Genomic DNA, 25,628 nt, shown 5'->3' on the forward strand with positions numbered 1-25,628 from the left:
TATACAATGTTATTAAACGTAAAAATTCTGATTTTCTGTTATTCGAGTACTCTTTTTTAACCTTTTTTCTTATTGTACTAGACTACTTCATATTATCGATCCCAGCGATTATCATTGAACTGGTTTTTCTTCCAATACCACATAATCAGGAATCCGAAAAGTGCGCCACCTACGTGAGCAAAATGGGCGATTCCACCTCCAAAAACAGAAAATCCTGTCACTCCAGAGAATAAATCCAATGCTATTAAACCTGGTACAAAGTACTTCGCTTTAATAGGGAATGGAACAAATAGTAGCATCAACTCCGCATTTGGAAACATAAAAGCAAAAGCAACTAACACTCCATAAATAGCTCCAGAGGCTCCTACAACTGGAGTCATAAAGGAACTAATAAAATTCTGAAAATCTGAAGTTGATAAAACCTGTTCCCAGCGTGTATCAAACTTTCCTTCATTTAATATGCTAATAATCTCTGTCTTATTAAAACCATTACTCAACAATGTATTCAATCCATCGTGGAAATAATAATAGTTTACCCCCGTATGGATTAAAGCAGCACCCAGTCCGCAAGAAATATAAAAGAACAAAAACTTTTTACTTCCCCAGAACTGTTCTAATGCTGACCCAAAGGCAAACAGGGCATACATATTAAATAAAATATGCATAAAATTCCCGTGCATAAACATATGGCTAATAACCTGCCAATATTGAAAATTTGCGTTTTCAGGATAATACATTGATAAAAGCTTATAGGCTACATCACCTACTACTAATGTTCCAATAAAAAAGATAACATTTAAAATGATCAGCTGTTTTACAGCTTCCGGTATGTTTCTCATAGTGTAAATTTTTTGTCTATATCTTCCACACTCATAGTGATGAAAGTTGGTTTTTGAAAAGGAGATACATTTGGCTCTTTACAAGCAAATAAAGCATTCACTAAATTCTCCTGTTCTAGTTCTGTTAAAAAGGTTCCTGTTTTCACGGCCAAACTTTTAGCCATGGACTTCGCAATACTATCATTCTGACAGAAACTACTATCCGGAATTCCGTCTTGTAAATCATTCAACAATTGTTCCAATAAAATAGACACTTCACTTTCTGTCACATTGACGGGTAACCCTAATATTACCAGATTTTCTCCTTGTTCTTCCTCAAATACAAAACCGGTATTAATCAATGATGTTTTTAACTCTGTAATCAAATCCATTTCAAACCTTGAAAAATATAATGTCAATGGAAATAACAATTGCTGACTATTGGCTTGTGAAACAGTCATGTTTGTCAAAAACTGTTCGTATAAAATACGTTGATGTGCCCTTTGTTGATCCATTATCACCATTCCAGATTTAATAGGACTAACAATATATTTTTTATGGATCTGATACGTCTTATTAATCGATTCTTCAATCTCCTTGTCATTGAATAAAGAACCTGTCACTTCCTCTGATTCAAACTGCATTTCGGTAACTTCTTCTGTATCGCGCTTTAAGCCAACATATAGACTTTCCCAATTAGACGTACTTTCTGGTTTTTTGTAACTGTAATTTGAAGAGAAATTTTTAACAGGCTTCTCTTTTTCTTCTATAAATGGATTATAGGTTGAATCTACCTGAATTAATGGTGTAGATGCTTCTTTATTTTGATAATTGTATGGTGTATCTAAATTTGAATCTCGATCAAAATCCAAAACGGGTGCTACATTAAACTGCCCTAAACTATGCTTCACAGAAGAACGTAGAATAGCATATAAAGCATGCTCATCATCAAACTTAATCTCTGTTTTAGTAGGATGAATGTTAATATCAATCGTATTCGGCGGTACCTCTAAGTAAATAAAATAACTCGGTTGGGAACCATCTTTCAAAATCCCTTCATAGGCAGACATGATGGCATGGTGTAAATAACCACTGCGAATGTATCGGTCATTCACAAAGAAAAATTGCTCTCCTCTATTCTTTTTCGCAAATTCTGGTTTACCTACAAAACCTTGTATTGTAACAATCTCTGTTGTTTCCTGAATGGGGACTAATTTCTCATTCGTTTTACCACTAAAAATATTGACAATACGTTGTCTGTAATTTGAAGCCGGTAAGTTGAACGATTCACTACCATTGTGGTACATCACAAAGTGAATATTAGGATGTGCCAAAGCTACGCGTTGAAATTCATCCATAATATGACGCTGCTCTACTGTATCCGATTTTAGGAAATTACGACGGGCAGGAATATTAAAGAATAAATTTTTAATTGCAAATGAAGTTCCTTTCGGCAAAACAGCAACATCTTGAGAAACAAACTTGCTTCCTTCAATAATAAGATGTGTTCCTAATTCTTCTTGGTCTTGTTTGGTTTTCATTTCCACATGAGCAATTGCCGCAATAGAGGCTAATGCTTCTCCACGAAACCCTTTGGTATGCAATGAGAATAAATCTTCTGCATGACGTATTTTTGAGGTCGCATGACGTTCAAAACACAAACGAGCATCTGTCACTGACATTCCTTGTCCATTATCAATTACCTGTACGAGCGTTTTCCCCGCATCCTTTACAATTAATTTAATTTCAGTAGCCTTTGCATCAACAGCATTTTCAAGCAATTCTTTTACCACAGAGGCTGGTCGCTGAACGACTTCACCCGCTGCAATTTGGTTCGCTACATGATCAGGAAGTAATTGAATTATACTAGACATTTGTGGATTTTACAGTGAATTTGATTAACTTCCAAAGTTACACATTTAATGTCGAAATTTAAAAATGAATCCTTTTGAAAATAGCCATAAAACAAAAAACCTATAGGATTCCTCAAAATCCTATAGGTTTTTTCTGAAACACAAACTTTTACGTTTGTACTTGTTTATTTTATAAAGAGGCTTGAAGTCTTAAGTTTGCCATTTTTATAGCTACTACAGCTGCTTCAGTTCCTTTATTTCCGTGAATGCCACCACTTCTATCAATAGATTGTTGTAATGTATTATCCGTTAGTACACAGAAAATAACTGGAATATCCGTTTGAACATTCAAATCTTTAATTCCTTGTGCTACCGCTTCACAAACAAAATCGAAATGCTTCGTTTCTCCTTGTATTACACATCCTATAGCAATGACTGCATCTACATTTTGTGTTTGCAGCATTTTTTTAGAACCGTAAATTAACTCATAACTTCCAGGTACATCCCAACGAACGATATTTTCTGCAGGAACTCCATTTTCTAATAAAGTGTCGTTTGCTCCAGAAAAAAGCCCTTCTGTAATTTTCTCATTCCACTCTGAAACAACAATCCCAAACCGAAAATTTTTCGCGTTTGGGATTGCATTTTTGTCGTAATCAGATAAGTTTTTATTGATTGTTGCCATATTGTTATTGCGCCATTCCAATCAAAGCGTCAATTGATGCCGCTTCTGGAGTAGTGTCATAATTATTTTTAATATCATTAAAGTACTGTAAAGCTTTGTCTTTTTTACCTAATGATAAAGCTACTTGACCAGCTTTCAATAAATATCTTGGTGTTGTTAAATCATTTTTATTAGATTTTGCTGCTTTTTCATAGTAATCCAAAGCTTCATCTAATTGATTATTTTGAGAGAATGCATCTCCAATTGCTCCTTTTGCAACAGCATTAAGAATCATATCATCAGAATGGAATTTATCCAATTCAGCAATAGCTTCTTTATACTTGTTAATATTTAAGTAAGCCATTCCAGCATAGTAATGCGCTAAGTTTACAGCATTTGTTCCAGAATATTTATCTGCGATATCAATAAATCCAAATTTACCTTCTCCTCCTTTTAAAGACAAGTTGTACAAAGAATCACTTGCTACACCATTAACTGCCTGTTGGAAGTATTGTTGTGCTTGAAACATTTCATTTGCTGCTTCCTCTTCTTTAGGCTCAGTCACAAATTTACCGTATAACAAATAACCAGCTGTAGCCAAAGCCACAACACCAACTATACCGAAAATATATTTTTGATTTTTAGCTACCCAATTCTCAGTTCTTGAAACACCTGCATCCAAAGTACTGAATACCTCAGCAGTTGTACTGTGTTGATCAGCCTCATTCGCTAACCCTGTTTCATCAATCTCATTAGGTTTTGGAGCTTTATATCCTCTTTTGTTATAAGTTGCCATTTATTATTAATTAAGTGAACGGCAAAAATAAAATTTTTATTCAAATCTAAAAGGTCTTTTGTCGATATTTTTCAATAATTTGCACCCTTTTAGAAAAACCACTATAAAAAGTACAAAGTTCTCACTATCAGCCCAGCGTTTGTAGATGTATTTAAAAAAATTATCCTTATTCAATTATAAAAATTTCACCGAAGCTTCTTTTGACTTCGACAGCAAGATTAATTGCTTTGTCGGCAAAAATGGTATTGGTAAAACGAACATCCTTGATGCCATTTATCACCTTTCCTACGGAAAAAGTTATTTCAATCCACTTGCTGTACAAAATATCAAGCACGGAGAAGATTTTTTTGTAATTGATGGTGAATTTGAAAAGAATGGCCGTAATGAGCAAATTGTTTGTAGTTTAAAAAAAGGTTTAAAAAAAATTCTTAAGCGAAATGGCAAAACGTATGATAAGTTCTCCGATCATATTGGTTTTATCCCTCTCGTTATTATTTCTCCTGCCGATCGTGATTTGATTACCGAAGGTAGTGAAACTCGTCGCAAATTTATCGATAGTGTTATCTCACAACTTGACAGCTTATACCTTCAGGAATTAATCCAATACCAAAAGATTATTAGTCAGCGTAATGCTTTATTAAAATATTTTGCCATCAATCACGTCTTTGAGCCTGATACATTATCCATCTACAATGAACAGTTGGATCAATTAGGGCATCATATTTTTGAGAAACGAAAAAGTTTTATTGACAACTTTATTCCTATTTTCAATAAGCATCACCAAGCCATAACGGATAGCGCCGAAGAAGTAACATTAGTCTACGAAAGTCAACTTCATGACCAAAGCCTTCTTACCTTATTAAAAGACAACCTAGCCAAAGATCGCGCTTTACAATACACCAGTAGTGGGATTCACAAAGATGATTTAGCTTTTGAAATTGACCATTATCCAATTAAAAAATTCGGCTCACAAGGTCAACAAAAGTCCCTTTTAATTGCTTTAAAGTTGGCACAATTTGAATTCATCAAAAAGCAAAGTGACGTAAAACCAATTTTATTATTCGATGATATTTTTGACAAATTGGATGAAACCAGAGTTGGAAAAATCGTTGAAATGGTAAATGACGATAATTTTGGACAGTTATTTATTTCCGATACGCACCCAGAACGAACCGAGGCAATTGTTAAATCGACCCACCAGAGTTATAAAATATTTGAACTTTAATTCCAATAATTTTATTAAATTTAGCATATCAAACCAAAATGACATGCTATCTACCAAAACTCTAGATTTCCTAGAAGACCTTAAAAAAAACAACCATCGCGAGTGGTTTCAAGAAAACAAATCTCGTTACGAAACTGCTAAAAAAGATTATTACCAATTAATCGCTGATCTTCTGGAAGCCATGGTTCCACATGACTCTACTTTAGAAGCATTGGAACCTAAAGATTGTGCTTTCAGAATCAATCGTGATATTCGTTTCAGTAAAGATAAAACACCATATAAAACACATTTAGGTGTTTGGATGACTATCGGTAAAAAAAGTGGTCTTTTTGCTGGATATTACATTCACATGGAGAAAGGAGCTTCCTTTGTTGGCGGTGGACTTTATATGCCTCCTGCAGAAGAACTAAAAAAAGTTCGCAAGGAAATAGCTTATTTTGCAGAGGATTTGGAAGAGATACTGAATGAACCTTCTTTCAAAAAAATCTACGGCACATTGGACCGAAATGATGCCATCGCCCTGAAAAATGCACCTAAAGGATATGATGTAAATCATCCTGCGATTGAGTATCTCAAATTAAAAAGTTTTACTGCCACGCATCAGTTTGACGACAAATTGCTCACAAGTAAAGATTTTGTTTCAACAATGGTTACGAACTTAGTTGCACTAAAACCATTAATTGATTATTTAAATCGTGGCTTAACTACCGAATAATTTTAGTGACTTTGTTTCATATCCCCTTATAATTATAGTACTTTTGCGCCCATAACCGTTTTTACAATCCAATGGAAATTAAAACTACTTTTTCTTTAAAAAACTTCAACACTTTTGGTATTGAGGCTAAAGCCAAAAAATTTGTAGCAATACAATCAATTGATGAATTAAAAACTGTTTTAAAAGAAAATTCCGATGAGCCAAAATTCATTTTGGGCGGCGGAAGCAATATGTTGTTAACACAGGACATCAATGCACTCGTAATCCACGTTAACCTAAAAGGTAAAAGAGTCATCCAGGAGGATGAAAATTACGTTTGGGTTGAAGCGCAAGCGGGAGAAAACTGGCATGAATTCGTTTTATGGTGTATTGATCAGGATTTCGGTGGACTAGAGAATATGTCTCTAATTCCCGGAAATGTAGGTACTACTCCTATTCAAAACATTGGCGCATATGGAACGGAAATCAAAGATACTTTTGTTTCGTGTACTGCATTAGCCATCAAAGATCTTCAATTAGCTGATTTCACAAATGCTGAATGTCATTTTGGCTACCGTGAATCTATTTTCAAACACGAGGCTAAAGACCAATACATTATCACATCTGTTATTTTTAAACTGACGCGAAAGGATCACAAGCTAAATACTTCCTACGGTGCAATCAATACTGCTTTGGAGCAGAACAACATTACTACGCCTACAATTAAAGATGTGAGTAATGCTGTAATTGCTATCCGACAAAGTAAACTTCCAGATCCAAAAGTACTCGGTAATAGTGGTAGCTTTTTCAAAAATCCAATTGTTTCCAAAAGCGAATTTGAAAAAATACAAGCATTACATCCAGATATGCCCCATTACACTGTTTCGGAAACGCAAGTAAAAGTACCCGCAGGTTGGCTTATTGAACAATCTGGTTTCAAAGGAAAACGTTTTGGTGATGCTGGAGTACACAAAGACCAGGCGCTTGTTTTGGTAAATTATGGCACAGCAACTGGTCAGGAGATACTAAGCTTATCTAGAAATATTCAAGATACTATTTTAAAAAATTTCGGCATTGCAATAGAGGCTGAAGTAAATGTGATATAATTGATTTATTGGTAATTGTATTTGTATATTTGCCCTGCAATTTCCTACAATATCTTAAATTGTTTACGAAATGAACCATTTTTTTAATTTGCTTTACTAAATCATATGTTGGCAATCCTATTTTATGCTTTCTTAAGCATCGTTATCTTACAACTCCTTTACTACTTAATCATTTTTGGCAAGTTTGCTTTCGCGAAAGAGCAAAAATCAACAGCTAAAAGAATTCCTATTTCTGTAATTGTATGCGCTAAAAATGAAGAAGAAAATGTTCTAAAATACATTCCACTCTTAGCAGAACAAAATTATCCTGATTTTGAAATTATTCTAATTAATGACGCATCAAGCGATACTACTTTGGATATTTTTGAGGATTTTGAAAAGCAATATCCTAATGTTCGATTGGTAAACGTTATAAACAACGAAGCTTTTTGGGGTAATAAAAAATACGCTTTAACACTTGGAATTAAAGCTGCTAAAAAAGAGTATTTATTATTTACAAATGCCGATTGCTACCCTACCTCTAAGGATTGGATTACATCGATGAGTTCCCAATTCACGATGAGTAAAACCATAGTGTTAGGCTATAGTGGTTATGAAAAAATTGCCAATTCATTTCTAAATAAAATCATTCGTTTTGAGAATGTGCGTACTGCCATGCAATATTTTTCTTGGGCTAAAAACGGAAACCCTTACATGGGAACGGGACGAAATTTAGCATACAAAAAAGAAGAATGGTTTAATGTAAATGGCTTTATTAGTCACATGAAAGTTCGAACTGGCGATGATGATTTATTTATCAATCAAGCTGCTAATCGTAAAAACACTGCCATTTGTTTTGTTCCAGAAAGCTTTACCTATTCTAAACCCAAAACAAAATTCAAAGAATGGTTGGAGCAAAGAAAAAGAGAAACTTCAACGATTGCATTGTACAACAATTTCGACAAAGTACAACTTACTGTCTTCAACAGCTCACAATCTTTATTCTTATTGTTGTCGATTGTTTTACTTGCATTTCAATTTAATTGGATGATTGTACTACCTATAGTAATTTTGCGTTATATCGTAACGTATATCACTTTTGGATTTTCTGCTAAAAAATTTAAAGAGAAAGACATTATATACTGGTATCCGATTTTAGAAATAATTCTTATCTTCATACAATTGAATATGTTTACATCAAATCTCTTTTCAAAACCGAGCCATTGGAAATAAAGCAACAAATAGAGAAAGCTAAGAATGGAGATCAAGTTGCGTTCACTGCTTTATTAGATCACTATTGGAATGAGGTGTACGGCTTTATGCTAAAACGTACTGAAAATGAAACGGATGCTGAAGATATTACCATTGAAACTTTTGCTAAAGCTTTTGATAAAATCATTACATACAATCCTGAATTTGCATTTAACACGTGGTTAATTGCTATTGCAAAAAATGTACATATCGATTTATTACGCAAAAAGAAAAGTAGTCTTTTTGTCGAAATAACAGATGAAGAAAACAACATTGCCTATACTGTTGCCGACACTACTCCTACGGCTGAAGATGAATTGATTACTGAACAAAATTTATCGCAATTACTCCAATATATTAAAGAACTAAAACCACCATATCAGGAAATTATTAACTTACGTTATTTTCAGGAATTAAGTTATCAGGAAATTGCACAAGAATTGGATGAACCACTTAGTAATGTGAAGATAAAATTGCTTCGCGCAAAAAAGTTATTAGCGAGTATCATTCAACAAAAACGTTAAGTTAAAATTACTGTTCTAACCAAAAAACAGATTATTTTCTATTTTTCTATCCCTAACGGTATGATATTTAAAAAAATCGTTAAACAATCCTTGAAATAAACTACATTCAGTATCTTTGTACTTTCAAAATTTGCAAGAGATGGAAACTGTTTTAGAAACCAATATATTACCCACTCCTAAACCAAAATGGCTACGAGTAAAATTACCTACAGGTAAAAAATATACTGAACTTCGCGGATTAGTAGACAAATATAAGCTTAACACCATCTGTACATCGGGTAGTTGTCCGAATATGGGGGAATGTTGGGGTGAAGGAACGGCTACATTCATGATTTTAGGAAATATCTGTACGCGTTCTTGTGGTTTTTGTGGTGTAAAAACAGGCCGTCCAGAAACTGTGGATTGGGATGAACCAGAAAAAGTAGCGCGTTCTATCAAAATCATGAACATCAAACACGCTGTTATCACTAGTGTGGATCGTGATGATTTAAAAGATGGTGGTTCTATCATCTGGATTGAAACAGTGAAAGCGATTCGAAGAATGAATCCTGAAACAACTCTTGAAACTTTAATCCCTGATTTCCAAGGTATCGAACGTAATATTGATCGTATTGTTCAGGCTAATCCTGAAGTTGTTTCTCACAACATGGAAACAGTACGTCGATTGACTCGTGAAGTACGTATTCAAGCAAAATATGACAAAAGTCTTGCGGTATTAAAATACTTAAAAGAACAAGGTATCAACAGAACTAAATCGGGTATCATGTTAGGGCTTGGTGAGACTGAAGAAGAAGTAATTCAAACATTAAAAGATTTGCGCGACGCAAAAGTAGATGTAGTGACTATTGGTCAATATTTACAGCCTAGTAAAAAACATTTACCCGTTAAAGAATTTATCACGCCAGATCAATTTCAGAAATACGAAAAAATAGGATTAGAATTAGGCTTCCGTCACGTTGAGAGCGGTGCGTTAGTACGTTCTTCTTATAAAGCACAAAAGCATATTTTATAATTTCCTGCTGCGAAGAATCGTAACTTGAAGTTGTCGAATTACTTATTATTCAACTTTTTACTTTTACAAAATAAATGAATCAAAAAATCAAAATTGCTATCAACGGTTTTGGACGTATTGGGCGTAATTTATTCCGTTTATTATTAAATCACCCTACTATTGAAGTTGTTGCGATTAATGATATCGCTGATAAAAAAACCATGAGTCATCTTATAAAATATGACAGTATACATGGTGTTCTTCCGTATTCTAGCACTTTTGATGAGCAGGCCATTATAGTTGATGGTAAGCCTTATTTATTTTTTCACGAAAAAGAGATTGAAAACCTAGACTGGACAAGCCTTGATATTGATTTTGTAATTGAATCGACTGGGAAACATAAAACCTTTGAAGCTATTAATCAACATATACTTTCTGGGGCTAAAAAAGTAATTTTATCTGCTCCATCCGAAGTAGACACCATTAAAACTGTTGTTTTGGGGGTTAATGAACATATTTTGGACGGTTCAGAATTGATTATATCCAATGCTAGCTGCACTACAAATAACGCTGCTCCAATGATTAAAGTCATTCAGGATTTGTGTTCCGTAGAACAAGCTTACATCACAACCGTACATTCATACACTACAGATCAAAGTTTACACGATCAGCCGCATAAAGACTTAAGAAGAGCCCGTGGCGCAGCGCAATCTATTGTCCCTACAACAACGGGGGCTGCCAAAGCACTGAATAAAATTTTCCCTGAATTAGATGGTAAAATTGGAGGTTGTGGTATTCGTGTTCCTGTTCCTGATGGTTCCTTAACGGATATTACTTTTAATGTAAAAAGAGAAGTTTCTATTGAAGAAATCAATCAAGCATTTAAAACAGCTTCGGAACAACATCTTAAAGGAATTCTTTCTTACACAGAAGACCCTATTGTATCGGTAGATGTAATTGGCAATACACATTCTTGTGTATTTGATGCACAACTTACTTCTGTCATTGATAAAATGGTAAAAATTGTCGGATGGTATGATAATGAGATTGGTTATTCTTCAAGAATAATAGATTTAGTCCACTTACTTTCAAAAAAATAGATTGAGTCATGGCGCTTATACACTGTGAATTTTGATGCGCTTTTGTATATTTATCTACTTTGCTTCTACATTATTTTCGCATGCTTATTACTCTGTCCTGAGCGATAAAACTGACATTATTCCTTCTTTTTCAAAAAGTAAAGGAATGGAGATTACTATTCCATCGAAGATAAGTAGCCCTAATCTAATATCTAACACGGAGCAGAATGTCTCAAAGGCTGACCTTCTCACTCAATTAAAACACAAGGAACAAGAATCTAAAAGACATAGAAAGGCCGTTAAATTATCAAAACTGATTACGGTCCTTAGTATTGCTATCGTTACTATTCTTTCCTTATTAAGTTTATCTTTATATCGGAACAATATCATTCGGAAAAAATCAAATGAATTGCTTCGCAAAAAAAATCATGAACTGATAACTGCCAAAAACAAGGCTGAAAAAGCTTCCAAAGCAAGAGCTGAATTTTTATCTACTGTAAGTCATGAGCTCAGAACCCCGCTCAATGCAATTAATGGTATTACTCATTTATTATTGAATGAAGATCCTAAAGAATCTCAGATGGAGTATCTTAATTCATTAAAATTTTCTGGTCAATATTTATCGACTTTCATTAATGAAATCCTGGAAATTAACCGAATTGAATCGAATACCATAGAAGTAGAAAAAATCAATTTCAGCTTAAAGTGTCTTTTATTTAATATTCAAAATACCTTAAAAGAATCAGCCATTCGAAGTCATAATACACTTATGATTGAAATGGAAGAGGAAATCCCAGCTATATTGGTAGGCGATCCAACAAAATTGGCTCAGATTTTCATGAACTTGGTGAATAACGCTTTAAAATTCACCAAAAACGGAACTGTAGTCGTCCGTGTAAAATTATTATCCCAAACCAATAACCGAAATACATTATTATTTGAAGTTATCGATAATGGTATTGGTATAGCACTTGAAAACCAACAAATTATATTTGATAGTTTTGCGCAAGGTTCTGTAGAGATCAATCGGAAATATGGCGGTACGGGATTGGGTTTAACTATCGTAAAAAGACTCGTCCAACTTTTAGGTGGTAAAATACAATTGGACAGTACCTTACACAAAGGTTCAAATTTCTATTTCCAACTCAGTTTTTCCACAGGGCAAAAAGAGGTTAATCCACCTTGCCAACTGCATAATGATAAATTACTCGTTGACAAAAACATCCTACTGGTTGAGGACAATAAAATCAACCAAATGATTACCAAGAAGATTTTAGAAAAGAAGCAAATCAAGTGTGAAATTGCAGAGAATGGAGAGGATGCAATTGCTATCCTGCGGGAACGTACTTTTGACTTAGTACTGATGGATATTCACCTACCGGGGATTAACGGAACACATGCAACTCGAGAAATAAGGAGCTTTGATACCAAAACTCCTATTATTGCTCTTACTGCTATTTCTTTGAATGAAAATCGGGATTTATTGTTGTCTTTTGGTATGAATGATGTCATTACCAAACCTTTTGACCCAACTGATTTTTATACTGTACTGGCTCAGAATATGAGCTAATATCAATTAGTAATTTAGAATCAATTCTTTGATTAAATTTCTAACATGAGGTTCCGCTTGTCGCGCTGCTTCTAATACCTCATCATGGTTTACTGAATCAATATTATCTTCATCACCCATATCGGTAATTACAGATACTCCAAAACATTCTAATTCCATGTGACGTGCTACAATTACTTCTGGTACTGTCGACATACCTACGCAGTCAGCACCTACGATTTTCACCATTCGGTATTCTGCTAAGGTTTCAAAAGTAGGCCCTTGTAATCCAAGATATATACCATCTTTCACTTCAACATTGATGTTTTTTGCAATTTCTTTTGCTTTGATAATCATGGCTTTACTATAAGGCTCACTCATATTCACAAATCGAGGACCAAATCGTTCATCATTTTTACCACGCAAAGGATGTTCTGGCATGAAATTGATGTGGTCTTTAATAATCACTACATCGCCTACTTTATAATTTGGATTTACTCCTCCTGAGGCATTAGAGACAATCAATTTCTGTACTCCTAAATATTTCATTACTCGTACTGGAAAAGTAACTTCCTGCATAGAATAGCCTTCATAATAATGAAAACGCCCTTGCATAGCCACTACTTTCTTATCTCCAATAGTTCCAAAAATTAATGCTCCTGCATGCCCCTGAACAGTTGATACTGGAAAATTTGGTATTTCACTATACGGTAAAGTAAAAGCTACTTCAATATCCTTTGTAAATCCACCTAATCCTGATCCTAATATCACACCGTACTCTGGTGTAAAGTTTGTTTTCTTCTGAATGTAACTAACTGTTTCCTGTACTTTTTCCCACATAATCTATGTCCTTATTATTCAATAATTAAAATACTTATTGATCCAGAATAAAAGCATTCTATATTCTTTTATACCTTGAATTTATCCTATCTCAATTCTAAATCAATAAATGCTTTATCAAAAATAGTCAATAATTATGGGAGTTCCTGCTGTTTTGAGTAAAAAGTACAACAATAGAAGTACAAAATAAAGCTTCTTGATTTTCAAATAAATCATACCTTTTTATTGTGAGGCTAATTTAAATTCCATCGTTTTCTCAATATGCTTTTGTTGTGTGATTGGGAGTGCGTACTTTTTATCTTTGTATTTCTCTAAATAAGCTGCATTAATTTTAGATGTAATCGTATTCATATCATGCGGAATACTAGCAACAATATCAAATTCTTTTTCTCTGCATTGTAGTTGTCCTTTTGCTTCTATTAAAAAAGTATTGTACCAACTTTTTTCAGCAAGTCCCCAAGAGCGAGCAAAAATCCTATCCTCTACGACCACCATCCATATTTCAAGAAATGTAGTGCGTTCTGCTCCTGCTTTTATTCCCGTTAAGCTATTCGTTTGTATCAAGTTCAACACCCATTCTTTTGTAATTTCTTCCATAATAATTCTGTATATACCCTAAAGATTGATTTCTTACGGGCTTTAATAAATCAAAAATAAATGGAATGAAATCGATCAAAAAAAGTATTATATCCTTAGATCAATTCTTGATGTAGTTTGTGAATTTTCTGGTGTAGCTTAAAGCATTCGTTTATCCAAAGCTTTTAAAAAGCATTCTTTATAACTTTTTGCAACTGCAATTTTTTTATCTTTTAGAACAATCTGATTATCTTCAAACACTTCAATATTTGTCATATTGACTATATAAGAATTATGAACTCGCATAAATTCATTTGGCAAACTTTCAATAAGATCTTTTAAGGCTTTATAATAAACATGGACTTTAGTATCTATCATATGGATTTCAACATAATTCCCCAATCCTTTAATGACCGTAATGTCATCATAGAAGAGTTTAATTAATCTCTTATCTGTTTTAATAAAGGCAAAAGTTCTATTCTCCATTTTTAAGATTCCTTACCATTCTATAAATATATAGTTATTTTTGATCAATTATTTGAAGTGCTTTCAGCAATAAAAGATCTTCTCTTTTCCGAATACTTTCTACCGTTGGTCGCACTACAATATCAGGCTTAATCCCTATGCGTTGTGTTTCTTCTCCATTAGGATAATAAATTCCAAGACCTGAAAAAGAAAGTTCATTACCCGTCGTTAATTTTATATAAGTTTTATTCCATCTGCACCCGCTGTCTGACTTCCTACAAAAATCACATTAGAAACCTTTTTAAACATCATTGCCCATAATTCTGCTACACTTTGACTATATTCATTAATCAAAACTACAACTTGGCCTTTATAATAATTGGGATTGTCCTTTCCTATTAATTTATATTTTTCACTAATAATGTAATCGACAAAGCAAAATTTACCTGGTTGATTAAAATCTGAATATGTTTTTATGCCATACCATTGCGGTGAAGGAAATAAATAATTAAAAACCCTCATCAAATTCCCATCCCCATTATAGCCTCTTAAATCAAATACAATCCCTTTCGCATTTTGTAATGATGTCATTATACTGTCAATTTCTTTGCCTTGTAAACTTGCAAACTCAACATAAGCCTTATCATCAATTTGGCATACTGGATTCAGTCTATTTTCTTTTTCGTTCCACACCAAATAATCATATACTTTCCCTTTATATAATAAGTCATAATCTGGAATACCATCTGCATCCCATTCGTCTTTAAAGATGCGTTCAATACGCTTTACTGCTGTATTGAATTTTGTACCATTCATTTTTCTTCCTTCTATTTCAAAAACGGCAGCATTCGAACTAAAAAGATAATTATACGCTTCACGTTTTGTTACCGACTCATTAGAAACAGAAAAATATTTTTTGCTTTTTTTTATAATTTCCTGAATGGATTCATTATCTATTTTAGTGATGAAATCCCCTACTTCAATATGAGATTCTTTTGCAATACCATCATCTTTTATTTTCGTAATTACCGCTCCATTATCTACAATCTGAACAGCAAAAGGAGCTGTTAATTTCCCTAAAACATCATATTGATAGGTTTCTTTAAAACTTACATGGGTATCTTGGATTTCTGCAGATAATAGCATAATCAGTTTCTTGTACTCCAATTCAGAGGAACAATTTTTAAATAATGGAATATATTCTTCTAAAGTTTTTTCCCACTTTTGATCCAGTAGGTATTTATAAGGATAGAAGTATTCTATAGCGTTCCATATCCTAAAAAGATCTAATACTCTTAAAGTATTCGAACTTATTGCATATGTTTTTTCATTATTCGATTCAAATTTAAAATTCTCAGTTCCCGAATTTGAATAATAAACACCTATATTTTTAGGATTTTGTGTAAGATTAAATAGTTCTGCTTTATTCTTTTTCTTAATATTTTTATCCTTCGTTATCCAATTCATATTATAATTGCATGTCATAACGCTTTCACAATCAAACTTTATCGGTTCTATCGTTTTATGTGATACTTTATCAACCTGACTAAACCAGTCGGTAATAATATCATCAACATTCTGGTTTGCGGAATCTTCTAATGTTTTAATTAAAACAGCATCCCAATCTAATTCCCCCTGTGATACTGCCGGCTGATAATATTTCATTACCCCCCATACTTTACATAAAGTAGTCAATTCCTGATTAGAGAATTTATGTACCTGTGCCTGGATAATTGTGGTAATAAAGAGTAACAAAACTAGGATAGAATATTTTTTCATAAGTATTGACTGAAAATCTATAACATTAACACATATAATTAACATTTTTGATGCTAAAATAATCATTATATCAATTTAAAATCATTTATTATGAAATTACACACTGTACTGAATCCAATTTATTTTATTTCTTTCGAAAGCCACAAAATTGGAAGTTTTGCATAGTATTAAATGGTGTAGTATGGTTTTCTGTGAAACATTGAATGGCTTCAAAACAATTATTAAACATCGATTTCATCGCGTACTCTGAGTATTGTTTAATTTCCAATCCACTGCATTTTAGTGGTCCATTTTCCGAGAATGTTCCCAGCAAAAAATTACCGTTTTCGTTTACTGCATTCTCTACCAACTGGACATATTTTAGAATCTGAGCTTCTTCTGTCAAAAAATGAAAAACTGCCCGATCATACCAGAAATCAAATGTAACATCGGGCTGATATTCTGTAATATCCGAAACAACCCAATGAATTTGGCTTGCCTTTTCACCTAATCTCTTTTTGGTTCTTTCTAAGGCTGCAGATGAAATATCTAAAACCCATATATTCTGAAATCCTTGCTCTAGCAAAGCATCTACTAAATTGCTATCACCTCCTCCTATATCAATAATATTAGCTGATTTTGGCAAGCCTGACATTTCAATATAATCTATTGCCGTCTTTGGATAGTCTTGTGTCCAACTCACTTCATTTGGTTGTTTTGTTGTAAAAACATTTTCCCAATGTTGCTTTCTATCTTCCATTATGAAATTCCTTTTTCGACATACGTCAAGATTGATTGATCAAATTGATCGCCTTCCGCAATAAAGGAGCTCTTTATTGGTAAATAAAAGAGTTGTTCTTCGGCTAATTTACCTTTCAAACGAACATAATCTTTTTCTGTTGTGATAATTATTTTGCCTTTTGATTTCTCTGCTAATTCCTGAATCTCATTGTTAGTAAAATTATGATGGTCGGGATAGGTCATTCTTTGGTCTTGACCACTATCTAAATGAGCAAAGAAAGGCATCGGCTTAGCGATTCCCGCTACTAGTATTTTCTCTTGATTTCTAATTTCCGAAACAGCTATTTTTTGCTGTCCTGCATAGACAAAAGCATCGTATTCTATGTAGGTGAAATACAATTCTTGTTCTGGGAGTAGCTTTAGTTTTATTCTTATTTTTTGTTGCTCAACTGCGCTCATTCCAGCAGGGCATTTTGTAACGATAACAATATTTGCTCGTTCTGCTCCTTTTCTTCGCTCTCTCAAATTCCCCGTTGGCAACATATAGTCATCAGCATATAAATCACCATAAGCCGTCAACAAAATATAAAATCCTGCTTGTACCTTACGGTGTTGGTAAGCATCATCCAATAAAATAACTTCAGGTTTAACCGTTTGAGAAAGTAATTGTTCAATTCCGTTACGTCGATCTGCATCCACAGCAACTTGAATGTCTTTGTATTTTTGAAAAAACTGAAAAGGTTCATCTCCTAGAATTGAAGCATCAGCGTTTTGATCAGCTAGAATATAACCTTCTGATTTTCTTTTATAACCACGACTTAAGGTAGCCACACGGTATTGATTGGATAATAATCGTATTAAATATTCAATTTGAGGAGTCTTTCCTGTCCCTCCTACACTAAGATTCCCTACTGCAATAACAGGCAATTCAAAGCGATACGATTTAAGCCATCCTTTATCAAATAGAAAATTACGAAATTGCGTTATAGCTCCATATAAAACAGCAAATGGGAATAATATTTTCCGTAGTAAAATCATGTAACGAAAGTATAATATTTTATCTTTGAAAAGAAATAAAACTTAACGAAAATGCGAATGTACCGAAGCGTTAAGCCCTAAAACATTACCTTAGAGACTTATCTTCTTCCTTATTTGCTAATCCATATTGTACGATGAAAATTAAAGATATTATTGATGTATTAGAAACTATGGCGCCATTAGCCTATGCAGAATCTTTTGACAATGTAGGTTTGTTGGTTGGCGATTCCAATACAGATGCAACAGGTGTATTAGTTTGCCATGATGCATTAGAAAGTGTAATTGATGAAGCCATTACAAAAAACTGTAATCTAGTGGTATGCTTTCACCCTATCTTATTTTCTGGATTAAAAAAAATAACTGGTAAGAATTATGTTGAACGCGCAGTTATTAAAGCCATCAAACATAACATTGCAATTTATGCTGTTCATACTGCTTTAGATAACCACCAGGAAGGTGTCAATAAAATATTCTGTAATCATCTCGGATTAATCAATACCAAAATACTCATCCCGAAATCAAGCTTTATTAAAAAGCTGGTTACGTATACCGTTCCAGAAAATGCAACTCAGCTCCGTGATGCCTTATTTGCTGCTGGAGCAGGAAACATTGGTAACTACGACAATTGTAGTTTTAACACTTCAGGAAAGGGAACTTATAAAGGAAATAACAATAGTAATCCTGTAATAGGAGAACGAGAAGAATTCATTGAAGCAGAAGAAATTAAGATTGAAGTTCTTTTTGAAAAACATTTAGAAGGTAAAATTCTAAAAGCATTATTCACAAATCATATCTATGAAGAAGTTGCTTATGAGATTTATGATATCCAAAACAAGCATCAGAATATTGGTTTAGGAATGATTGGAGAATTAGAGCATCCTATGAATGAAAAAGAATTTTTATTTTTTGTAAAAGATAAAATGCAGGCCGAAGGGATTCGACATAGTGCTTTTTTAAATAAGCCTATTAAAAAGATTGCAGTGTTAGGAGGATCGGGTAGTGATGCCATTCCGAATGCAATTCAGGCGGGAGCAGATGTATTTTTGACCTCAGATTTAAAATATCATCAATTTTATCAGGCCGAAAACAAACTATTACTAGCGGATATTGGGCACTTTGAGAGTGAACGTTATACAAAAAATTATATAGTTGATTATCTTACGAAAAAAATTCTTAATTTTGCAATCATTTTATCTGAAGAAAATACAAATCCAGTTAAGTACCTATAGAATATGGCAAACATTAAAGAACTAAGTGTTGAAGACAAGTTACGAGCAATTTACGATTTACAATTAATTGACTCAAGAATTGACGAAATCAGAGGTGTTAGAGGAGAGCTTCCTCTTGAAGTGGAAGATTTAGAAGATGAAGTAGCTGGATTAAGCACTCGTTCAGAGAAATTAAAGCAAGATTTGGAGTCTATTGAAGAACAAATCAAAGTGAGAAAAAATGCTATTGATGATCACAAAGCTTCAATTAAAAAATATACTGAACAACAAAAAAATGTTCGTAATAACAGAGAATTCAACTCTTTAACTAAAGAAGTTGAATTTCAAGAATTAGAGATTCAATTGGCTGAAAAGCAAATTAAAGAGATGAAAGCTTCTATTGAACACAAAAAAGAAGTTATCGCTCAATCTAAAGACAAATTGGATTCAAAACAATCTCACTTGAAACACAAGAAAGCGGAATTGGATGATATCATGTCTGAAACAGAGAAAGAAGAAAACTTCTTATCTGAGAAATCAGCAGAATTTGAAGCTTTAATTGAGGTTCGTTTATTAGCTGCTTACAAAAGAATCAGAACAAGTGTAAGAAATGGTTTGGCGGTAGTATCTATTGAAAGAGGTGCATCTGCTGGTTCATTCTTTACAATTCCACCACAAACTCAAATGGAAATTGCAGCCCGCAAAAAAATCATTACTGATGAGCACAGTGGAAGAATTCTTGTAGACAGCGCATTAGCTGATGAAGAAAAAGAAAAAATGGAAAAATTATTTTCTAAATTTTAATATCATAAGCCTCCATATGGGGGCTTTTTTTATAATATGCTCAAGGTATTACTTGCTAAATCCATTGGACTCTACATCAATGTATTGAGTTACATCGCGCCAACCAGTGCTTTGAAGTTGGCCTATCGCTTCTTTAGTGAACCTCGTGAAGGCAGGTTTGCTTTGAATACTATTCCCAAAATACTACAAGAAGCAGAACAAAATAGTATCACGCATAATGATATGGTTTTCCAAACGTATACATGGAAAGGGAATGAGCATAAAATTCTATTAATCCACGGATGGGAAAGCAATGCTTCCCGATGGGAACCTTTTTTAAAAATATTAAAAAATTCCGGCAGTACAATTATTGCTCTTGATGCTCCTGCACATGGATTATCTAGTGGTAAAGAATTTAATATTCCAAAATATGCCGAATTTGTCAATATTCTCGTTGAAAAATTCCAACCTGAATATATCGTAGGACATTCTCTTGGTGGGGCTACTTGCTTGTATTACATGGAACATTATGCTACTTCTAGTCTTTCGATCCAAAAAATTGTAATACTAGGTGCTCCTAGTGAGCTGAGAACCATTTTAACCAACTATGTGAAGTTATTAAGTTTGAACGACAAAATGTTGCGTTCACTTGAAAAACACCTCACACAGCACTTCAAAATCATTCTAGCCGATTTCTCTGGGAAGAAATTTGCTTCGAAAATTAAAATCAAGGGTTTAATTGCTCATGATATTGAGGATACTGTTGTTGCCTTTGAAGAAGGAAAGCAAATTGCTGCTTCTTGGCAAATGGCAGAATTTATTGAAACCAAAGGCTTGGGTCATAGTTTACACGATGATCATCTCTATGGTAGAATTTATCATTTTCTATTTGAAAAAAGCCACGCTTCCTAAACTCTTTTAAATGTATTGCTATTGTTTGAGTGCTATATTTCAAAAATTCTGAAATAAGCCTTACTTTTGTGCCATGGAAGAAAATTTAAAACGCCTCAATAAATTCATCGGAGAAACAGGATACTGTTCTCGTCGCGAAGCGGACCGCCTTATTGATGAGGGTCGGGTTACTATAAACGGAATTGTTCCAGAAATGGGAACGAAAGTAAGTCCCGATGACATTGTACGTATTGATGGAAAATTAATTGTAGAGCAAACTGAAAAACCGGTTTATCTTGCTTTCAACAAACCTGTAGGTATTGAGTGTACTACTAATCTTGATACACCGAACAACATTGTAGATTTTATCAATTATCCAAAACGTATATTTCCTATTGGCCGTTTGGATAAAGCCAGTGAAGGTTTAATCTTCATGACGAATGATGGAGATATTGTCAATAAAATTCTCCGTGCTCGAAACAATCACGAAAAAGAATATACGGTTACTGTTAATAGACCTATTACGGATCGTTTTATTGAAAGAATGGGCAATGGTATTCCTATTTTGGATACGATTACCAAAAAATGTAAAGTAGAACAAATTAGTAAATACATCTTCAAAATTATTCTGACGCAAGGTTTAAACCGTCAGATTAGAAGAATGTGTGAATATTTAGGCTATGAAGTAACTCACCTAAAGCGTATTCGTATTATTAATATTTCACTGGATATTCCTGTAGGAAGACACCGTGATTTGACGGATGCTGAAATTACGGAGTTGAATGAGCTCATTGCTCCTTCTACCAAAACGGAAGAAGGATCATTGCCAAAACCGCCACAAAACACAAAGCCCTTTGGAAGGCCCGCTCCTACCCGATACGGCAATCGATCTGATAATAACAAAAGAAAACCCTAAGTATTTTAGGGTTTTTCTTTTTATAATAGTTTTCCACTTAGTATTACAGATGCAATTGAGAAGTAAATAATAAGTCCTGTCACATCGACCAAAGTAGCCACAAAAGGCGCAGAAGATGTTGCTGGATCAAGTCCTAATCGTTTCAACACAAAAGGAATCATCGATCCTGAAAGCGTCCCCCACAATACAATAAAGACTAATGATATAGATACTGTAAAACCTACAGGCATCCAATATTCTCCATAGTCATATAATCCTGTTTCCTGCCAAATAAAGATACGCAGGAATCCTATGATTCCAAGTATAGCTCCCAACATAAACCCCGAAGAAATTTCACGTTTCATCACATACCACCAATCTCTCAATTTTAATTCTTTCAATGCCATAGCACGAATAATTAAGGTTGCTGCTTGTGATCCGGAATTTCCTCCACTTGAAATAATGAGTGGAATGAATAAGGCTAACACTACGGCTTTATCTATTTCTCCTTCAAAATAACCCATTGCTGAAGCTGTAAGCATTTCTCCAAGAAATAGAACGATTAGCCATCCTGCACGTTTTTTAATCATTTCAAACAAATGGGTTTTCACATAAGGAAGTTCTAAGGCTTCCAATCCCCCAAATTTCTGAATGTCTTCTGTATCTCGTTTTTCTACTTGATCTAAGATATCATCAGAAGTTACTATGCCTACCAAAATTCCATTGTCTGAAATAACTGGCAATGCAGCTCTATCGTATTTTTCAAAAATCGTAATCGCTTCTTCTATATTCTGTGTGGCATACAAAGCAACATAATGATGTCCCATTACCGATTCGATTGTATCGTCTTCATCTGCCATTAATATCATCCCAATACGGATATCATCAATTAGCTTTAATGATTCGTCAACTACGTATACGAAATTGAGTGTTTCGGCTTTTTGTCCATTCTTTTTTATATGCTGTAATGTCTGCTTGATGGTCCAGTCCTTATTCGCCTGAATGTAATAGGGCGTCATCATTCTACCCACGCTTTTCTCATCATAACCAATCAATGTCAAGGCTATTTTTCGTTCTTCTTCTGGTAATAGATTGACTGCTTTTTTTACAATATGGTCTGGGAAATCTGAGAATAATTGGGTTCTATCATCAGGGGACATTGTTTTTAGAATCTCAACAACTTCATGGGACGCAAGACTTTTAAGAATATTTTCCTGAGTTGTCCTATCAAAGTATGCAAAAACTTCTCCTTCCAGTACGCCTGAAAGCAATAAAAATGAAATTGCTTGTTCACTTTTATCTAATTTTGAAATTGCTTCTGCAATATCACTAGGATGTTTTTTGTTTAATTCTTCGATATTCAATGTCATAACTCTACTTGCTATTCGTTATTCTTAAAAATGATTTTCAATTCTTAAATCATTATCAAAGCAGTAAGAAAGTTGGAATTCATTGAAGTAAAAAACACTGTAGAATACAGCATTTCTTTCTGTAGCTTAATCGATTTGATAAGTAACAGCAATGGTAACGAATTCGTATTTGTTTCTGTAAAAAGCTTTCATAATAATTCTCTCAATAGTATTATTGAATAGAGTAATCCTTAATTAAGCTCTATTCAGATTTAGCAACACGAATAATAATCGTCCATTTGTAGTCTTTTTTATTTCGATTGCAAAGGTATCTTTTAAATTAAATTTTGACACTTATTTTTAAGAATTAACGCAAATTTAAATTGCCACTAATTTCCTTACTTTTACAATTCCAGTAGAAGTTATTAAATTATGACAACTAAAGCAAATTATTGATACTATTCCATACTTGCTTTGAATTATCTATAGCATGGCCGAACTAAAGAATTATATTAAATCATACTTTGGAATTCACGAAGAGGACTTAGCTATAGTTGCTACTCATTTCACTCTTACAACATTAAAAAAGGGTGATTTTTTTGTAAAAAAGGGTCATTATTGCACACAATTAAGTTTTGTAAAAAATGGATTGTTGCGCATCTATGCGAATGCCGGAACCAAGGATATCACGCAATGGATTTCCACCGAAGGATCATTCATTACCGATTTACAAAGTTTTGCTTTAGAACAAACTGCCCGATGGAATATTCAGGCCTTGAGTGATTGTGAACTCTATACTATAACTCGAGAGGATTACAAGAAACTAAGTAGTGAAATTCCAAAATGGGAGGAAATTCACAATCGATTTATAACCGTATGTTTTTCTTCTTTGGAGAATAGAATCTTCAGTCATTTATCAATGACAGCAGAAGAAAGATATGAGGCTTTATTCAAAAGCAATCCTGCATTATTCAATCAGGTACCATTACAATATATTGCATCTATGCTTGGCATGACCCCAGAAACTTTTAGCAGAATTCGGAATAAAATTTCTTGATTTTTATCAAGACCAATCTCTCTTATTTCTTCGGAACTTTGTTGTACTAAAAGAAACCATATATTGCAATGAAAAAAATCACGACTCATATTGTAATTCAGGAAAAACCGGAACAGGTTTGGTCCGTCTTAACTGATTTTGAAAAATATAACGAATGGAATCCCTTTATAACATCTCTGAAAGGTCCTGTAAAAGTAGGAAATCCCATTGAGGTTCAACTTCCAAAAATGTCTTTTAAACCTACCGTCCTTACTTATACTGCAAATCAAGAATTACGTTGGGTAGGGCGTTTATTTTTCAAAGGGATTTTTGATGGAGAGCATTCCTTTACTTTAAAGGATAATGGTGATAACTCCACTACTTTTATTCACCAAGAACAATTCAGTGGTATTCTAGTCCCTTTTCTAGGTAAAATGCTTGAAGAAACAAAACAGGGTTTTGAGGATTTCAATGTGTCTTTAAAAAAACGAGTAGAATCATAAAAAAGGGTGTCTCGTTATTTAGACACCCTTTTTTTTAATTATTATTTTTTATCGTTTATGAACTTCTCTAGTAAAGCAATCTTTTCTGCTTTCTCTTTATCAAGACGTTCATATAATTCTACAATTTTATCAATAGGGTTGAAATTCAATGTACAATCATTATTATTCCCACCTCCTACAGTCCCTGAATGTGAAACTTCTGCATTAAATGTATTTATATAATTGACAGTAGCTTCTTCGTTCATATTTCTGATGGCTTCAACAGGCACGTTTAATGCTTTAGCTATTTTATCCAAAACTTTATCTTCAATTTCTTCTTTTTGTTCCAATGCAGAGAAATTTTGCTGTGTCATCTCTAACTCTATCGCAATCGTTTCTTGTTTCACTCCTAGCATTTCACGTAAGCGCCTTACGTTACGTCCATGATGATTTTTCTTGAATGGCATTGTTTCCGTAGTCATAGTCTTATGTGTTTAATTATTTTGAACCTAAACAAAAGTAAAAAGAATAATTGAGTAACCTTTCTCCTAGCGCAATAAATTAGTGATAAAACACAAATTACAACCCTAGAAAGACAAATACGATTTGTATTTTACAAGACTACAATCCTATTTTCTTCTCTTTTTACTTTTGTATGAAAAATTTCACGGAATACAACTAGTTCAAATCCTCTCTAATTGCAATAAAAATTACGGGGAAACCGTAAATCACTGTTGTAGTGCACAATAAACTCATGAAAATTTCTATTTTAAAAAATATTTCTCTATTTTGTGGTATATAACATAAATAAAGAGTTGGTATTATGAAGGGAAAAAACTACTATTACTTATTGGTGTTATACTGTTTTGTTTATAGTTGTAGTAATTATGACAATGGATTGGAAGAAGTGAACAACACTAATTCAAGAACCATTACTACAGTAAGCCTAGAAGAGGCCAAAGCTTACCTTAATCACAATAAACTTTTCAATTCAGATAAAGAGGCCAAAGAAACAAAGGATACATTATCTACAATTT

At 33.5% G+C, this 25,628-nt stretch carries 27 protein-coding genes; 15 read left to right on the plus strand and 12 right to left on the minus strand.

The window, feature by feature from the left end; translation table 11 throughout:
• Positions 1-92 precede the first annotated feature (92 nt).
• From P6733_RS11615 to P6733_RS11630, 4 genes are all read right to left on the minus strand, one after another.
• Positions 93-839, minus strand: a complete 747-nt coding sequence (locus tag P6733_RS11615) for a rhomboid family intramembrane serine protease (protein ID WP_306353065.1) — start codon at positions 837-839, stop codon at positions 93-95.
• Positions 836-2,692, minus strand: coding sequence for a DNA mismatch repair endonuclease MutL (gene mutL / locus P6733_RS11620; RefSeq protein ID WP_306353066.1), 1,857 nt, complete (start codon positions 2,690-2,692; stop codon positions 836-838). The genes P6733_RS11615 and mutL overlap by 4 nt, the downstream gene beginning before the upstream one ends.
• Before the next feature lie 169 nt (positions 2,693-2,861).
• On the minus strand, positions 2,862-3,356 hold the full coding sequence (gene ribH, locus P6733_RS11625; RefSeq protein ID WP_306353067.1) for a 6,7-dimethyl-8-ribityllumazine synthase: 495 nt from the start codon (positions 3,354-3,356) through the stop codon (positions 2,862-2,864).
• A 4-nt stretch (positions 3,357-3,360) separates the two neighbouring features.
• Positions 3,361-4,131 carry a tetratricopeptide repeat protein gene (locus P6733_RS11630; protein WP_306353068.1) on the minus strand — a complete coding sequence of 257 codons (771 nt, stop codon included), beginning with the start codon at positions 4,129-4,131 and terminating at the stop codon, positions 3,361-3,363.
• Positions 4,132-4,276: 145 nt separating this feature from the next.
• Here P6733_RS11630 and recF point away from each other — a divergent pair, with 145 nt between their 5' ends.
• The 8 genes from recF (at position 4,277) to P6733_RS11670 (ending at position 12,550) form a co-directional block, all read left to right on the plus strand.
• Positions 4,277-5,356: a DNA replication/repair protein RecF gene (gene recF, locus P6733_RS11635; RefSeq protein ID WP_306353069.1), complete on the plus strand. Its 1,080-nt coding sequence runs from the start codon at positions 4,277-4,279 to the stop codon at positions 5,354-5,356.
• Positions 5,357-5,399: 43 nt separating this feature from the next.
• Positions 5,400-6,071 carry a DUF2461 domain-containing protein gene (locus P6733_RS11640; protein WP_306353070.1) on the plus strand — a complete coding sequence of 224 codons (672 nt, stop codon included), beginning with the start codon at positions 5,400-5,402 and terminating at the stop codon, positions 6,069-6,071.
• 71 nt (positions 6,072-6,142) lie between these two features.
• Positions 6,143-7,156, plus strand: a complete 1,014-nt coding sequence (murB, locus tag P6733_RS11645) for a UDP-N-acetylmuramate dehydrogenase (RefSeq protein WP_306353071.1) — start codon at positions 6,143-6,145, stop codon at positions 7,154-7,156.
• 105 nt (positions 7,157-7,261) lie between these two features.
• The gene (locus P6733_RS11650) at positions 7,262-8,368 is read left to right on the plus strand and encodes a glycosyltransferase (RefSeq protein ID WP_306353072.1); all 1,107 of its coding nucleotides are present in this window, start codon (positions 7,262-7,264) and stop codon (positions 8,366-8,368) included.
• Entirely contained in the window at positions 8,359-8,910 is a 552-nt protein-coding gene (locus P6733_RS11655) for an RNA polymerase sigma factor (protein WP_306353073.1), read from the plus strand. Before P6733_RS11650 ends, P6733_RS11655 begins: the two co-directional genes overlap by 10 nt.
• A gap of 139 nt (positions 8,911-9,049) precedes the next feature.
• On the plus strand, positions 9,050-9,922 hold the full coding sequence (gene lipA / locus P6733_RS11660; RefSeq protein ID WP_306353074.1) for a lipoyl synthase: 873 nt from the start codon (positions 9,050-9,052) through the stop codon (positions 9,920-9,922).
• 74 nt (positions 9,923-9,996) lie between these two features.
• Entirely contained in the window at positions 9,997-11,001 is a 1,005-nt protein-coding gene (gap, locus tag P6733_RS11665) for a type I glyceraldehyde-3-phosphate dehydrogenase (protein WP_306353075.1), read from the plus strand.
• A 34-nt stretch (positions 11,002-11,035) separates the two neighbouring features.
• On the plus strand, positions 11,036-12,550 hold the full coding sequence (locus tag P6733_RS11670) for a response regulator (RefSeq protein WP_306353076.1): 1,515 nt from the start codon (positions 11,036-11,038) through the stop codon (positions 12,548-12,550).
• A gap of 6 nt (positions 12,551-12,556) precedes the next feature.
• Here the strand turns inward: P6733_RS11670 and P6733_RS11675 are convergent, their stop codons facing one another.
• The 6 genes from P6733_RS11675 to lpxK form a co-directional block, all read right to left on the minus strand.
• Positions 12,557-13,369 carry a purine-nucleoside phosphorylase gene (locus tag P6733_RS11675; RefSeq protein ID WP_306353077.1) on the minus strand — a complete coding sequence of 271 codons (813 nt, stop codon included), beginning with the start codon at positions 13,367-13,369 and terminating at the stop codon, positions 12,557-12,559.
• 222 nt (positions 13,370-13,591) lie between these two features.
• A complete protein-coding gene (locus tag P6733_RS11680) occupies positions 13,592-13,966 on the minus strand; it encodes a DUF2255 family protein (RefSeq protein ID WP_306353078.1) in 375 nt (124 codons plus the stop codon).
• 138 nt (positions 13,967-14,104) lie between these two features.
• Positions 14,105-14,431, minus strand: a complete 327-nt coding sequence (locus P6733_RS11685; protein WP_306353079.1) for a LytR/AlgR family response regulator transcription factor — start codon at positions 14,429-14,431, stop codon at positions 14,105-14,107.
• A gap of 213 nt (positions 14,432-14,644) precedes the next feature.
• Complete coding sequence (locus tag P6733_RS11690; protein ID WP_306353080.1) at positions 14,645-16,189, minus strand: S41 family peptidase; 1,545 nt, start codon at positions 16,187-16,189, stop codon at positions 14,645-14,647.
• Positions 16,190-16,313: 124 nt separating this feature from the next.
• Positions 16,314-16,928 (minus strand): class I SAM-dependent methyltransferase, encoded by a 615-nt coding sequence (locus P6733_RS11695; protein WP_306353081.1) that lies wholly within the window; start codon positions 16,926-16,928, stop codon positions 16,314-16,316.
• Positions 16,928-17,947: a tetraacyldisaccharide 4'-kinase gene (lpxK, locus tag P6733_RS11700; RefSeq protein ID WP_306353082.1), complete on the minus strand. Its 1,020-nt coding sequence runs from the start codon at positions 17,945-17,947 to the stop codon at positions 16,928-16,930. Before lpxK ends, P6733_RS11695 begins: the two co-directional genes overlap by 1 nt.
• Positions 17,948-18,081: 134 nt before the next feature.
• Between lpxK and P6733_RS11705 the strand changes: the two genes are divergently transcribed.
• From P6733_RS11705 to rluF, 4 genes are all read left to right on the plus strand, one after another.
• Positions 18,082-19,176, plus strand: a complete 1,095-nt coding sequence (locus tag P6733_RS11705) for a Nif3-like dinuclear metal center hexameric protein (protein ID WP_306353083.1) — start codon at positions 18,082-18,084, stop codon at positions 19,174-19,176.
• Positions 19,177-19,179: 3 nt separating this feature from the next.
• A complete protein-coding gene (locus P6733_RS11710; RefSeq protein WP_306353084.1) occupies positions 19,180-19,959 on the plus strand; it encodes a zinc ribbon domain-containing protein in 780 nt (259 codons plus the stop codon).
• Between the two features lie 36 nt (positions 19,960-19,995).
• The gene (locus tag P6733_RS11715; protein WP_306353085.1) at positions 19,996-20,850 is read left to right on the plus strand and encodes an alpha/beta fold hydrolase; all 855 of its coding nucleotides are present in this window, start codon (positions 19,996-19,998) and stop codon (positions 20,848-20,850) included.
• 73 nt (positions 20,851-20,923) lie between these two features.
• Positions 20,924-21,745, plus strand: coding sequence for a 23S rRNA pseudouridine(2604) synthase RluF (gene rluF, locus P6733_RS11720; protein ID WP_306353086.1), 822 nt, complete (start codon positions 20,924-20,926; stop codon positions 21,743-21,745).
• A gap of 20 nt (positions 21,746-21,765) precedes the next feature.
• Here the strand turns inward: rluF and mgtE are convergent, their stop codons facing one another.
• Positions 21,766-23,094, minus strand: a complete 1,329-nt coding sequence (gene mgtE / locus P6733_RS11725) for a magnesium transporter (RefSeq protein ID WP_306353087.1) — start codon at positions 23,092-23,094, stop codon at positions 21,766-21,768.
• 469 nt (positions 23,095-23,563) lie between these two features.
• Between mgtE and P6733_RS11730 the strand changes: the two genes are divergently transcribed.
• Together P6733_RS11730 and P6733_RS11735 are read left to right on the plus strand one after the other, a co-directional pair.
• Positions 23,564-24,130: a Crp/Fnr family transcriptional regulator gene (locus P6733_RS11730; RefSeq protein ID WP_306353088.1), complete on the plus strand. Its 567-nt coding sequence runs from the start codon at positions 23,564-23,566 to the stop codon at positions 24,128-24,130.
• Between the two features lie 68 nt (positions 24,131-24,198).
• A complete protein-coding gene (locus tag P6733_RS11735; protein ID WP_306353089.1) occupies positions 24,199-24,612 on the plus strand; it encodes an SRPBCC domain-containing protein in 414 nt (137 codons plus the stop codon).
• A gap of 41 nt (positions 24,613-24,653) precedes the next feature.
• On the opposite strand, the gene P6733_RS11740 is transcribed toward P6733_RS11735, so the two are convergent.
• Positions 24,654-25,073: a helix-turn-helix domain-containing protein gene (locus P6733_RS11740; protein ID WP_306353090.1), complete on the minus strand. Its 420-nt coding sequence runs from the start codon at positions 25,071-25,073 to the stop codon at positions 24,654-24,656.
• Positions 25,074-25,414: 341 nt separating this feature from the next.
• On the opposite strand from P6733_RS11740, the gene P6733_RS11745 reads away from it, so the two are divergent.
• Positions 25,415-25,628: hypothetical protein (locus P6733_RS11745; RefSeq protein ID WP_306353091.1), on the plus strand; the 214-nt coding region annotated here is incomplete at its 3' end.

Origin of the sequence: Flavobacterium aerium (genome assembly GCF_030766725.1) — a bacterium.
Taxonomy (GTDB): Bacteria; Bacteroidota; Bacteroidia; order Flavobacteriales; family Flavobacteriaceae; genus Flavobacterium; species Flavobacterium aerium.